We start from the raw sequence: 13,476 nt of genomic DNA on the forward strand, positions 1-13,476 counted from the left end.
GGCCAATCTTGCCCGCCGTCAGGCAGAAACTCCACTTATCGCACTGTTCAGATTTCGGAGCCGGCTCTCCTACTATCGACCTGCATATACTTACTATCGCCCGTTCGGCTACGGCTTGCCCTACTATGATCGGTACTATGGCCCGCGGACCTACGTGTCCTTCGGCTTTGGCCCGTTCCGCTTCGGATTCTTCTAGAGCCCGATGTACGGCTCTTGTTGAGCAGGGGAAGCGCTCGCGGAATCTTGGGATCTGCTGTTAGAGCGCTCCTCCAAATTGCGGCGCGCGGGAGTCGCGCGGTTTTCAGCGTCGTCGTGCAGGAACAACGCTCGGCTCGAGCGGTCAAAATCTGAATTGAGAGGTGTACGATTGCGCATTCGGATCGATGGTCCCACTCAGATAAGTTGGCTAACGTAGTAATCGGAGCTCTCGTACCTCTTCCAACGTCAGTCCGCACGCGCCACTGCTGTGAGAGGCGCGCGAGTTAATTCTGCAGAAGTCTAATTGTCGAAACAGGCCACTTTCCGGCATGACCGCTGACCGAAATGCGCAACCCATGCAATTCGTCCAAGAAGAGCCCGTCGATCGTTCCTGCTTTTCCATCGCTGAGCACAACCGCCTTCCCGATCAACTCGGCTTGAGCCTGTTCGTACTGTACTAAGATCGTGTAAGCGCGTTTTCTGACGGGCGGCATTTTCATCTCGATAGAACGGTTGGAGCAAAGCAGCATCAGGGGCGCCAGAACTCGGACGCCAGCAGACCGAATGTTTTTGTGCTCGTGAGGTCGTGCGAAAGAGCCATTCAAACAGCCTGCAATCCGCGGCCCACGACCGCAATGTTGGCCGCCGTCGCGATAACCGCCTGTCAGCACGCTCTGCCCAGCAGAGTCGAAGGTGAGGCCGCAAAATGAATTGGTCCGATTAGGTGCCGACTCCTCGCCACCCTGCGAGGAACTAGGCAAGGGCAGGGGTTAGCAGGCCCGCAATCTCAACCGAGCCGATTTCTCGTGAGGAAGACAGTAATTTGAGGGCGGTGTGTGGGGACATGCATGAGACCGGACTTCCTAGGACGAGATGGTGAACCGCCGGAACGGATGCATGCGCCGACAAATTCAGATAGCCCAGGCGGCTTACAGGTCCACCTGCGTCGGTGCTAATCTGGGGTTCGGAAGGCCTGCCATTCTGCTTCACGTAGACGAGCTGAATCACGCGGGCTCCTCGTCCCCGCTCTCTTGCACCTGCAGTGCTCTCTCCGCTTCGGCGGCTGAGTCGGACTCCGACGTGCGTACACTAGCGTACGATCTATCAGAACGACGATAGATCCGTCATTAGCGATCGCGGTTATCCTGTTGGGTGCCGTCTCCGTCGATACAAGCAGAGTCAAAGACGCTTGGCGATGGACCGATACAGCAAGCAGTGAGGAGATCATAATATGGCTAGCGCTCAGATGCTGGGGCAGCGTTGGCGAGAATATCGTCCTTCAAAAGCGGCTCTATTTTGGAGCTGCGTGGGATCTGTCGTCGTCGCACTGATAATCGGCTTCACGTGGGGCGGCTGGGTAACCGGCGGGACAGCGAAGGAGATGGTCGACAAGGCCGCCCGGGATGCACGCGCCGAACTCGCAGCGAACGTTTGCGTTCAGCGTTTCGTCGATGCCTCCGATGCGCGTGCTCAGCTCGCGACCCTTAAGAAGACCAGCTCTTGGCAGCGTGAGGATTTCATCGAGAAGGGGGGATGGGCTACGCTCCCCGGCTCGGACAAGCCGGTAGCCTCCGCCGCAGAGATTTGTGCTGAGCGACTTGCCGCGATGAAGCTTCCACCAGTCGACCAAGGCGCGCAGTCTGGTGAAAGGCGCACTTCCATTGAGTAGTCCATAACCCTGCACGTAAGGGCGATGGTCCTATCGCTTGGCTTAGCCGCGAGAGTATCGAGCTGTGGCTAGATCCGCATAGCTACGCGCAATGTTTTTAAGTATGAATGCCTGGCCGTTAGAGATGTTAGGCGCCTGCGACATGATCGTGTATTTGTGGGCTAACGCCTGGCGCTGTGCAGCGGTCAACACTTACAATCCTCAATCCCCTCAGGGGCACTCTCGGGTTGCGGGGCGTACTCGGATAGCAACTTATCCCATTCCTCCGCTTCTCTGGTCCAGAACACATTATGCTCATCTTCAAACCTCGCGCGCTGGCGACAGAAAGCGGCCATAGCACTGCAATGTGTAAACATGTCCATTTTCGGTATTCCCCGGGCGGAATAACGTCAAACGCCTCGCCGCGCTTGCTCTGATGCTCTACATCAGCAGCTTTCTGTTGGTCGCTCCAATCGTCCATTGCGACAGGTCTCTACGATTCCGGATCGAGTCGGTACATCCGCGTACCATTGGTAGAGCCAGCTAGGAACTGCAGTTACATTGCCACGTTGCATCTCCGTTCAGTTCTTACGTCGCACACAGAGATAGGCGGCTGGCTAGGCGCTGGCGCGACGCGCGTAAAGATCATACCGCAGCCATTCAGGCTCAAGGCGATCGCGTCGTACTCTTCCGGCCGATGCGCAGACGAAGAGCTGTCAAGGTTGGAGAATGGGCCTGGTATGGTACGGGAGTCACGTGCTCCTGCGACCAGCCTCACTAGGGAGGCTCCCCATGTGGAAGGCGATCGACAGACGAACAATCGGCACTCTAATCGGCAGCATGGCCGCAGCGGGCGTAATGGCCACTCTCGGGCGTGGAACAGGACGGGCCCAGCAAGCCCCGGCCGGCCGCCCGTCTTCCAATACGGTCCTCAGAATGCAGGCCGCATGGCCGGCGAGCCTGACGCTCTACGAGAATTTCACCTACTTCGCAGATCGCGTAGGCAAGCTGTCGGCGGGAATGCTCACCATCGACACCATGCCAGCCGGTCAGGTGGTGCCACCGTTTGAGCTCCTCGATGCAGTTTCCCGGCGGGTCGTTGACGGCTCCCATTCGTGGGCCGGCTACTGGACCGGTAAGGACCGCACAGCCATTCTCTTCACCGGCGGCCCTGGTGGCACATTCGGCATGGATTTCATCGACGTGATGGGCTGGCTCCATCATGGCGGCGGCCTCGAACTGTATCAGGAGTTCTACACTAAGGTGCTCAAACTCGATGTCGTCCCCATTCCCATTCTTCCCTCCGGCCCGCAAGCCTTCGGCTGGTTCAATCGTCCCATTACCAATCTCAACGACCTGAAAGGGCTCAAATGCCGCCAAACCGGTCTCGCCGCAGAGGTCTGGAAGGAGCTTGGCATGACGGTCGTCAATATGCCGGGGGGCGAGATCATTCCCGCTGCCCAGCGCGGCGTCATCGACTGTGCCGAATGGGTAGGCGGCGTTGAGGACATCCGCCTCGGATTCCAGAATGTTTGGAAATTCCATTACTCGCCAGGCGTGCACGAGAACGTCACCATTGGCGAACTGCTCATCAACGGTGAGGTGTGGCGCGCCCTTTCGGCTCAGCATCAGGAGATCATCAAATCGGCCGCCCGTGATGCCTTCATTGTCTGGTGGCCGAAGTGGCAGAAGCAGAACGCCGAAGCCTTGACCGAGATGCGTGAAAAGTACGGCGTGCAATTGTTGCGCACGCCAGGCGATGTCTTGCGCGCATTCCTGGAAAAGTGGGACGAGATCGCCGCACGCGAGGCGGCACAGAATCCCTTCTTCAAGAAGGTATGGGATTCCCAACGGGACTACGCGAGCGTCGTTGTGCCGGCCAAGCGATTCTATTTCCCGCCGTACTCGTTCGTGGCCAGCATCTACTGGCCTGAGGACTTCGGGGCTGACCCCGCCTCCACTAGCAAAGGTCGGGGCTAACTATGGACGACTTTCGTCCATCGCCACGCATTCTTGCGGTGATCCGGTCGATCGACCGGATCACCGATTTCACAGGCACTGTGGTGGCATTTCTTTCGGTGCCGCTGGTGGCAGCCGTCTGCTACGAGGTGGTCTCGCGATACGTTTTCAATGCGCCAACGATCTGGGCGTACGATACCAGCTATATGCTGTACGGAACCCTGTTCATGCTGGGAGCGGCGTATACTCTCTACAGAGGCGCCCACATCCGCACGGACTTTTTCTGGGAATCGTTCTCCATCCGCACCCGGGGTACCATCGACTCGGTCTCGTACATCGTGTTCTTTTTCCCTGGCTTTGCGCTCCTCATGGTAGTCGGGCTGCAGGAGGCGCTCACGTCCTGGCGCATCCACGAGCTCGCTGATCTCACGCCTTGGCGCCCGCCTCTGTGGCCGTTCAAGTCGGTCATCCCGATCACTTGCCTGCTGCTCCTGCTGCAGGGCGTCTCGGAACTCCTGAAGAGCCTGCATGCAGCGCGTACCGGTGAGGAGATAGAACGCAAAGTTAAGGTTCAGGTATGACGCCCGAGGCCCTCATCGGTCTCGTGATGCTGCTCGTTCTGCTCGGGGCAATTTTCATCGGCGTCCCGATCTCATTCACGCTGCTGTTCCTCGCCTTGAGCTTCGGCTGGCTCGGGCTGGGCGACACTGTGTTCAATCTCGCCTATTTTCAGACCATCGGGATGATGAAGGAGGAGGTGCTCGCCGCCGTGCCGCTCTTCATCCTGATGGGCTTCGTCACCCAGGAGGCGGGCCTGATGGAGCGACTCTTCATTGCCTTCCGATACCTCATGGCGCCGGTGCGGGGCTCCCTGTACGTGGTCGTGGTATTAACTGCGGCGGTCTTTGCCATGGCCACAGGCATCGTCGGAGCAGCTGTGACCGTCCTTGGCATCATGGCTTCGCCCATCATGATCCGCTCCGGCTACAGTGCGCGGCTCTCGGCCGGCGCCATCGCCGCAGGAGGCACTCTGGGCATCCTTATTCCGCCCTCGGTGATGCTGATCGTGATGGGCCCTGTACTTGGCGTCTCGGTGGCCGATCTCTACGCGGCCACGCTTGTGCCGGGCTTCATGCTTGCCAGCATCTATCTCGTCTACCTTCTCGCCCGGAGCATGATCGATCCCGGACTCGGTCCCGCAATGCCCATGGAGGAGCGCGTCCATTCCCTTCCCGCCATTCTGGGAGAGGTGGTGGTTGGAGTCGTGCCGCTGCTGGCGCTCATCACCGCAACACTTGGCTCGATCCTCGCCGGACTGGCGACACCGACAGAAGCAGCGGGCGTCGGCGCCGCAGGGTCGCTGGTCCTCGCGGCTGGCTACCGGAAATTGACTTGGACCGCATTCCGCAAAGCCTTGATCGCGACCATGATGACCTCAAGCATGGTGCTTCTGCTCGCCGTCACGTCGAACATCTTCGGCGCGGTCTTTGCCCGGCTTGGCACTGCCAACTGGATCACGGAGGGCCTGCTCGCGCTTGAACTCTCCAAGACTAGCATGCTGATCCTGGTATTGACTCTGGTGTTCGTGCTCGGCTGGCCCTTCGAGTGGCCAGCAGTCATTCTCGTGTTTTTGCCAATCTTCTATCCGGTGGTGGCCGCCCTGCAGATAGATCTGGTCTGGTTCGGAGCGCTGGTCGCCGTTGTTCTGCAGACGGCTTTCCTGTCGCCACCGATTGCCATGTCCGCCTACTACTTGAAGCAAGTGGTCGACAAGTGGAGCCTGCTCGACATTTACAAGGGCATGTTCCAATTCATGTTTCTGCAGTTGCTGGCAGTCGCGCTGCTGATCAGTTTCCCGCAGATCGCGACGTGGCTACCAGAACGGTTGGCCGCTGCCTCACGCGCTGAGAAGATCCCTGAGCAATATCAAAAGATCATCCAACAGCAACGTCGGCAGGCGCCCTCCCTAGAAATGGACCCGTTGATGCAACAATAGGGCGTGGCAGAAGGTCAGGTTCGCTTCCGTACCCCGCACTCTGACAGTCGCGAACCAGCTGAAGGCTGTTTGGATTTCGTTTGTGTCGTCTGCCACTCAGGAGTTCGCGCATCGCGCCAGTGATCCGGTACCGTAGCGTACGATCTCAAATGTCGCATCGGGCGGTGCAAGGAACTGCAAGATTCGGCGCGCGTTTCCGTTGGCGCGACGCGGATGGACAGATCATCACTCAAGCCCGGCGCGTGCCTGGCGATCCAGCCGCGCCTACGGAACGTGATGGCATGTGGCGTCAGAAGGACGCCCGGTTGTCGAGGAGCTGACCGCGGAACGCTCCACAAGAACATAACAAGAGTAGCGTGACCTCGGCGTCGTCTCCTCACCCGCTTCTTTAAGTGGGTGGACTTTGGGAGGAGATTGATCATGCCGACACCCGAATACAACTGGCCGCTGATTGCCGGAGTACTCATCGCAGTCGGACTCTACTGGGCATACTGCATCTATTGGAGCGTCGTTGGATACAAGCAGGCGCGCACTCTTTCCGGCTGGGGCATCTCGGGGCGGACGCTTCCGGCGTGGCTGTTCATGCTCTCCGCGTCCGTCACCTCGTTCAGCGCGTGGACCTATATGGGACATCCCGGGACAGTCTATGCCGCCGGGATCGCCTACGCCTATGCAGGCCTCTATGCGATCACGATTCCATTCACGGGCGCGTTGTTTATCAAGCGGCAATGGATGCTCGGGCGACGATACGGATTCATCACTCCGCCCGAACAGTATCGCACAATCTTCGATTCGTACTTCCTGGGTGCCCTGATCATTGTCGTGTCGTTTCTGTACAGCTGCTTTTATGTGGCGGTCCAACTCATCGGCTCCGGTCTGCTGTTCACCGTGGTGACCGGCGGATTCTTCCCGTTCTTCGTGGGAAGCGTCGCACTCGCGCTGATCATGCTCATCTATGTCGGTGCCGGTGGACTCAGGACCATCGCGTGGGTGGACGTGGTCCAGTATTTCCTCACGTTCGGCGGCATCACGCTGATCGGGGCGTCTGTACTGTACGGTTTCGGTGGGTGGGCTCCGTTCATGGAGAAGGTCTCGACCACGCACACCTATTATACTCACTCGCATGGTTGGATACTCTGGAACTGGAACTGGGTCACGAATGTAGAGGGCCTGGGACCGAAGCCGCAGTGGACGGGCATGATGATGCTCACCTACATGTTGGCCCTCGCCGGAATTCAGGCGTCCCCCGCCTTCACGATGTGGGCGTACAGCATGCGTCATACACGGCTGCTTGCCTGGCAGATAACCCTCGGCATCGGCACGGTAGTGACGGCGACGCTGGTGCTGTGGTCGGTTGTTCAAGGGATGGGGGCTCAGGTCCTCGCCCACCAAGATCCCGCCACGTTCAGCAACGCTGCGCTGGTCGAGTTCATCCGGGCTGCCGGCGCGGCAGGTGCGGGATCAGACGGCGTGGTGCCGAGGCTGATGCTCGAATACATGCCGTTGTGGCTGATTCCGCTGGCGGCCATTGGCCTGCTCGCCGCGGCCCAATCCACGGCAGGACCCTACATCTCTTCGTTCGCCGCAATCGCGACCCGGAACATCGTCGGCGAGACGATGCTGTATCGAGCCAAGCGCCTGGAGCCTGCGGCCGCCCATGGCGGCGGCTCCGGGCACAATCCGGGCAATCCGGAGCCGCGTGTGGAAGCGCTGAGGATCTCGGATGTGTTTCCTGAGCGCTGGCAGGTGCACTGGTCGCGCATCTTCTGCGCGATACTGCTTCTCGCTTCGCTCTACGTCGCGTTTGCCCAGCACGACCTCATGGTGATGCTGGGGGGTCTCGCGGTGTCGTACGGATTCCAGCTCTACCCGGCGCTCATCGTGATTTGCTACAACTTCCGCGGCTGGCCCATCCGGTGGACGCCGCAAGGCATCACCGCCGGGTTGATGGTCGGAATTGTGGTTGTCACGGCGACTTACTTCTGGCCGGCGTACCGCTACACGCTGAGCATCCACTCAGCCGGTTGGGGAATCATCTTCAATCTTCTCACCATCTGGCTGGTTTCTTCGATCACAACTCCGAGCCAGAAGTTCTCGGAATGGATGAATGAGCTCGACCGGTTCTATAGGAAGCACGATCCGGGATTCTACGAGCCCAAGGCGAGGAAGTGGCACAGCTTCCTGTGGTTCTACATTCCGTTCTGGTGGATCATGTTCGTCGGACCGGGCATCGAATTCGGGAATTATCTCGACGGCGTCTTCTTCGGCATGCCGGGGCTCTGGGCTTGGTTGATCCTCGGTGGTCTAACCGGCGCGTTTCTGCTGTGGAGCATGTGTTGGCCGGCCGAGATGGCCACCGCGCCGCGTTATACCCCGCATCCCAGGGATGCTGCCGCCAAGCAAACGATCGATTACATGCGGAGTTGAGCACCATGAGCGCAGGATTCAGCACTTTTATTGTTCTGGCGGCATGGGCTACTCCGATCGTGATCGGCCTGATGCTTATGAGCGCGTACTACCATTCGCCAACAGCGGAGGAACTGGCGAAGTCGGACGAGTTGCGGCCGGACTAAGCCGACCTGGGGCGGCCGCGCCGTGCTGATGACCGGCGCTCGGGGCAACGACGATCCGTCATCCAGGCCTTCGTCGAAGCCGGCACCCATATGGCCTCCATGGGCAGCAAGAGAGCAGTGAAAAGAGAGCGCTCTTTGGACCGGACGGTGGAAAACGTCCCGGGGGAAATTACGTCAGTGCTTGACCCCGGGGAATCAGTCGTGGCCGTCTTCAACATGGACGCCGGACTGGATGTATATGCCACTCGCCAGCGCTTCTTCGGGGCACGGGGAGATCGCCTGATCGGCATCCAATACACGGAGGTCTCGGAGGCGAGACGCCGGACGGCTGATTGGCGGACATGGAGCGGCATCACCCGGATCGTTCTCGGAATCGCATTCGCAGCGGCCGGTGCCTTGACGGGGTTCGAAACGATGCCGTCGACGATCGTCAGTCTGGCTCTCTTCCTGATCGGCGCTGCATTCCTGTTCCTTGGGTTCTACAAACGCGACGACTGGGTCGAACTGAAGATCGAACGACCGGAATCACCACCCTCATTCTGGTATATGGTGGTTTTCCTGCCGTTCTGGCTCATGCTTCGGTCCCGGAAGCGATACCGTATTCCAGGAAATCGGGAGCAGGTCGATGCATTCTACCAATTCCTGATGGCGAGGATTCCCGCTCGGCGAACCACCCTCTATCCGAATTAGTCTGGTCTATGTCGGTCGAGATAGGATCGCAGTGATAGTACACCGCCTTTCGTCACCGGCGCCGTTGATCCGGTACGATAGCGTACTGTCTTGAGAGGCCGCAGCGGGTTGTGCGAGGAAACTGCAAGAGCCGGCACGAGTTTCCCATCCGAGGGCGACGCGGAGGGACGGATGATGACGAAGCTCGTCGCGTGCCTCGCGATCGCACTTTTGATTCTCACAGCGATGCCAGCGACCTCGAACACGCAGCCGAGAGAGCCACGCACGGCTGCTGCTGCCTCTGAGCCTCGCGCGGCAATGCCAATACAGGTGGCACAACATCGGGCGGCTCCAAGAGCTGGCCCAGTTCAGCGTGCTGCTCCGCGCCGGATGCCTTCTCGCGCGGCACCGAGGGCCGTAATGCCCCGACCGAGAGTTCACCGTGGCGGGCCCCGTATCCGAAGGGCCGCGCCACCTCAGATTCGTCGTGGGGTGCAGCGACCGCGTCGAATTCAGCGGCAGATGCGCGCATATCCTCGGCAGCGGATCGAACGACGCGCCCGCCCACAGCGCCAACAGGAATGGATCCGACGGCAACGACGGGAGAACGTCCAGCAGCGAATCCAGCGTCGAGAGCGGTTGGAGCGGCGACGTGAGCAGGCGCGGGAGCGACTGCAGCGACGACCGGAACGCGCCGACGAGCAGCCGCGGGGACAGCGTGAGCGCGCACGGCAGAGGGAGCAGCGACGCGAGCAACGCCGCCAAGAGCGTGCCGTCGAGCGGAAGAAGCAGTTGGAGCAGCGCGAGCGACCTCGGCAGGAACGTGCCGCCGAGCGGAAGGAGCAGTTGGAGCAGCGCGAGCGACCTCGGCAGGAGCGTGCCGCCGAACGAAAGGAGCGGTTGGAGCAGCGCGAGTTAAGGCGACAGGAGCGCGCGCAGCGGCGGGAGCGGTTGCTTCGGGAACCCGCACAGCAGCGCGAACCGCGGCGGAAGGAGCGGCTCGAGGCGCGCCAGGGTCGCCCGGACCGCGTGACGCCTGAAGTGGCCGCTCGCGGACGCTTCGCTGCGCAATTCCGCGCCGACCGGCGAGAGGCCAGGGAGGCGCGCCGGCAGGTCAGGGAGGCGCGCCGCGCGGTTAGCATCGCACGGCATGCCTGGCGGCGCGGACGTCACGCGCACTTCGTGGCGTGGGTGGGACCGGTCTTCTGGCCGTACGTATACTTCGACATCTTTCACTACACGTTCTGGCCCCATGCTTATTTCAATGGCTATTGGGCATACGCCTACGACGACATATTCGAAGGGATCTTCTGGCCGTACGGCGGCCCCTATTCCAAATATGCTTACGCGGCTCCGTATCCGGAGCGCATGAGGGCTGCGCTGCCGCGTGCGGCTTCCCGCGGCCGTCCCACTGCGCGCGCGGTCGCGCAGTTCTGCGAGCCGGCCGAAGGTGTCACGGCGTGGCCGTTCGAGCGCATCGAGAGTGCCGTTCGGCCGGACGAGGCGCAGGAGAGGCTTCTGGACGACCTCAAGGCAGCAGCGGCGAAGGCGACCGAGGCATTCAAGGCCGCTTGCCCCACTGACGTTCCAATGACGCCGACCGGGCGTTTGCAGGCCATGGTTGAGCGGCTTGAGGCAACACTTGAAGCCATCCGTATTGTGCGACCGCCGCTTGAGGCGTTCTACGATTCGCTGAGTGACGAGCAGAAGGCGCGTTTCAATCTGCTCGGACCGGATGTGGGCCGCGCCCGCACAGGCGATCAGGCCCGGGCTGAAGGCGAGGGCTCCGCTTGTGGCGAACCCAAGCCCGGTCTCGTCGACCTGCCGATCGGAAGGATCGAAGAGGTTGTGCGGCCGCGCGAGTCGCAGCAGAAGGCACTCGACGAACTGAGAGAGACGACCGCAGGCGCGGTCGACATTCTCCAATCCGAGTGTCCCGACGTCATTCCGCAGACGCCGGTCGGTCGGCTCGAGCAGATGGAGAGGCGGGTTGAGGCAATGGTCTCGGCAGCGGAGCACATACAGCCGGCGCTTGAGATATTCTATGCCTCGCTAAGCAGCGAGCAGAAAGCGCGCTTCAACACCCTTGGCAGCGGATCACGAAACCAGCAACGGTGAGGCAAACAGCAACAGGGGAAACTCTCGCGGGCCGGATCGAAACTATTTCACCGCTGTCCCTATCGTAAATCCAATCCGCTGGTGGTCCATCGAGAATCGGGCGATGCTGCCTCCCGATGTCAGATTTGTGTAGACTGATCTTTGGGATAGTCATCGACCTGTTGCGGTCGCGAGTTGCGCTTGAGGCAGAGATTTTGGTCTTAAGGCAGCAAATCAATGTGCTGCGACGGGCTAGTTCCAAGAGACCTCCGTTCATCTCGATTGACAGACTGGTATTGGGAGGCGTGTGCCGACTGTTTCCCAAGATGTATGATGCACTTGCAATCGTCCGACCGGACACAGTGATCCGCTCGCACCGCGCCGGTTTCAGATTGTATTGGCGCTGGAAATCGCGACGCCGCTGCGGTCGACCAACCGTGTCGTTGGAAGTTCGGCGGCTGGTTTGCCGGATGAGCATCGCCAATCCGTTGTGGGGCGCGCCGAGAATCCATGGGGAGCTTCTCAAGCTCGGCATCGAAGTCGGCCAGACCAGCGTCGCCAAGTATATGGCGCGGGGGAGGGGACCTCCCTCGCGGGGATGGAAGACGTTCCTTCGCAATCATGCCGACGGGATCGCGGCGCTGGACCTTTTCGTGGTGCCGACGATCTCCTTTCGTCTGCTCTATGGCCTGCTGATCATGGGCCATGGTCGGCGGCAGATCCTCTGGTTTGGAGTGACCGCGCATCCAACGGCGGAATGGATCGCCAATCAACTGACGGAGGCGTGCGGTTGGGAGCAAATCCCTCGTTACCTGATCAGGGATCGCGATGGCGCCTATGGCGAGCTATTTATCCGCCGCGTTCGATCCATCGGCATTCGAGACCGCCCGACGTCTCCTCGCTCACCCTGGCAAAATGCCTACGCCGAACGGCTGATCGGCTCGATCCGCAGGGAATGCACTGATCATATCGTGATATTTGGCGAACGCCATCTGCGCCAGGTGCTGCTGTCGTACATGGATTACTACAACGGCAGGCGCACTCACTTGTCATTGAACAAAGACACACCGATATCACGCGCCGCCGAGACAGCCGGACGCGTTATCTGCCGCCCGATCCTGGGTGGACTGCACCACCAATATGCCCGGATTTGATATGCGGTAGGCACAAGTCTGCTCAACACCGAGGACAACGAGAAAAGTTTTGCAAACGTCTCAGAAGTGGCCGGAAATAGCCGGATCAAAATGTAGGGGGTTTGCAAAACTAGGTGAAAGATTTCAATGGCCTAGCCCGAAAGCCGTTGTGCTACCGTTACACCATTCCCCAAGAATTGCTCAATAACATCAATGTTTTACATGGATGTCCGGGCAATCGGCCGGAGCGGGGATTTGCAATCGCCGCTTTCGCTAGTGCGTCGTTCTACTCGCTCGATCCGGGCCTTGGCAAGCGTGGAAGGAGGGGCATTTTCGAACGAATTACAGGGGGCCGCTGGCGGCGCTTGCCGCGTTCGAATTGATCGGGCAGTTGCTGAAGGTGACGATCGACATGATGCCGATCAGAAGCTGGATGGCGGGGGCGTAGGTGCGGCGGAGATGGGCGGCAGTAGCGAACGCCCTCAGCCGTCATCGCCCCGCCACCGGGTGGCGCGAATGCGCGCCCGATGACAGTCTCCGGCGGGCGATCAGTATTCCAGATGGCAGTAGTAGTTGATCGATAGGCCGCGGCGTATTGAATTCCCCGCCTTCGCGGGGAATGACGACTTTGTTTGGGGCAACGCTGCCGCAACCGACCAAACTTACCTACTTAACCTTCTCATACGCCGCGGCGAAATCCGCCAGCGGCATCGGAATCGTAATCGTTTCCTTGGCCATATTCTGGAACGAGACCTTCAACTGCTTGCCGGATTTCAACGCGGCCAGCATGTCAGGCGAAATCTGGGCGTTGGCGTAACAGCCGCGTGCCTCGCAGGTCTGAACCTGCAGGTCAGACGTCATGCCGTCGTCGACCTGGAGCTTGGCTCCGGCCGGCAGGTTGAGCCCGAGCGGCAATTGCACGATACCGACCGGTGCGCGGGTTTCGGCCGATACGCGGATACTGATCAGCACGATCAACTGACCGGTCTTGGTCAGGACGGCGCTTTGCTCGATCGCGCATTCGAGTGGCGCGCCGCGGCTGGCGCTGCTGCACCGTGCAACCCAGCCGGGAGGCGCGGGCGCATTGGAGCCCTCGGCCGGGCCGGCGGTGGGAGCTGGCGTTGCCTGCGCCGTGGGCGCAGCATTCTTGGTCTTGGGCGCCTGGGCTTGGCCAAGGCCGCACATGCCGAATAGCGCTACAAC

The 13,476-nt window shown here is 60.4% G+C and carries 11 protein-coding genes and 1 pseudogene; 10 read left to right on the top strand and 2 right to left on the bottom strand.

Annotated elements, in window-relative coordinates; genetic code table 11:
* Window positions 1–196 (top strand): annotated as a pseudogene (locus CQ13_RS45065) (hypothetical protein); the annotation flags it as partial.
* A 286-nt stretch (window positions 197–482) separates the two neighbouring features.
* Here the strand turns inward: CQ13_RS45065 and CQ13_RS31665 are convergent.
* Window positions 483–692, bottom strand: coding sequence for a hypothetical protein (locus CQ13_RS31665; protein ID WP_057846759.1), 210 nt, complete (start codon window positions 690–692; stop codon window positions 483–485).
* A gap of 737 nt (window positions 693–1,429) precedes the next feature.
* On the opposite strand from CQ13_RS31665, the gene CQ13_RS31670 reads away from it, so the two are divergent.
* From CQ13_RS31670 to CQ13_RS44720, 9 genes are all read left to right on the top strand, one after another.
* Window positions 1,430–1,867 carry a hypothetical protein gene (locus CQ13_RS31670; RefSeq protein WP_057846738.1) on the top strand — a complete coding sequence of 146 codons (438 nt, stop codon included), beginning with the start codon at window positions 1,430–1,432 and terminating at the stop codon, window positions 1,865–1,867.
* Between the two features lie 771 nt (window positions 1,868–2,638).
* Complete coding sequence (locus CQ13_RS31675) at window positions 2,639–3,826, top strand: TRAP transporter substrate-binding protein (RefSeq protein WP_197427508.1); 1,188 nt, start codon at window positions 2,639–2,641, stop codon at window positions 3,824–3,826.
* A 2-nt stretch (window positions 3,827–3,828) separates the two neighbouring features.
* Window positions 3,829–4,386 (top strand): TRAP transporter small permease subunit, encoded by a 558-nt coding sequence (locus tag CQ13_RS31680; protein ID WP_063800199.1) that lies wholly within the window; start codon window positions 3,829–3,831, stop codon window positions 4,384–4,386.
* Window positions 4,383–5,801, top strand: coding sequence for a TRAP transporter large permease (locus CQ13_RS31685; protein WP_063800200.1), 1,419 nt, complete (start codon window positions 4,383–4,385; stop codon window positions 5,799–5,801). The genes CQ13_RS31680 and CQ13_RS31685 overlap by 4 nt, the downstream gene beginning before the upstream one ends.
* 420 nt (window positions 5,802–6,221) lie before the next feature.
* Window positions 6,222–8,228 carry a sodium:solute symporter family protein gene (locus CQ13_RS31690; RefSeq protein ID WP_057846740.1) on the top strand — a complete coding sequence of 669 codons (2,007 nt, stop codon included), beginning with the start codon at window positions 6,222–6,224 and terminating at the stop codon, window positions 8,226–8,228.
* A gap of 5 nt (window positions 8,229–8,233) precedes the next feature.
* Window positions 8,234–8,374 carry a hypothetical protein gene (locus CQ13_RS43640; RefSeq protein WP_156434025.1) on the top strand — a complete coding sequence of 47 codons (141 nt, stop codon included), beginning with the start codon at window positions 8,234–8,236 and terminating at the stop codon, window positions 8,372–8,374.
* 201 nt (window positions 8,375–8,575) lie between these two features.
* Window positions 8,576–9,064: a hypothetical protein gene (locus CQ13_RS31695; protein WP_156434026.1), complete on the top strand. Its 489-nt coding sequence runs from the start codon at window positions 8,576–8,578 to the stop codon at window positions 9,062–9,064.
* Between the two features lie 618 nt (window positions 9,065–9,682).
* A complete protein-coding gene (locus CQ13_RS31705; RefSeq protein ID WP_057846743.1) occupies window positions 9,683–11,161 on the top strand; it encodes a Spy/CpxP family protein refolding chaperone in 1,479 nt (492 codons plus the stop codon).
* Window positions 11,162–11,610: 449 nt separating this feature from the next.
* Window positions 11,611–12,294 (top strand): integrase core domain-containing protein, encoded by a 684-nt coding sequence (locus CQ13_RS44720; protein WP_245309450.1) that lies wholly within the window; start codon window positions 11,611–11,613, stop codon window positions 12,292–12,294.
* A gap of 645 nt (window positions 12,295–12,939) precedes the next feature.
* On the opposite strand, the gene CQ13_RS31715 is transcribed toward CQ13_RS44720, so the two are convergent.
* On the bottom strand, window positions 12,940–13,458 hold the full coding sequence (locus tag CQ13_RS31715; RefSeq protein ID WP_082637759.1) for an invasion associated locus B family protein: 519 nt from the start codon (window positions 13,456–13,458) through the stop codon (window positions 12,940–12,942).
* Between the last annotated feature and the right edge of the window lie 18 nt (window positions 13,459–13,476).

The sequence above is a fragment of the Bradyrhizobium retamae genome (assembly GCF_001440415.1).
GTDB classification, from domain to species: domain Bacteria; phylum Pseudomonadota; class Alphaproteobacteria; order Rhizobiales; family Xanthobacteraceae; genus Bradyrhizobium; species Bradyrhizobium retamae.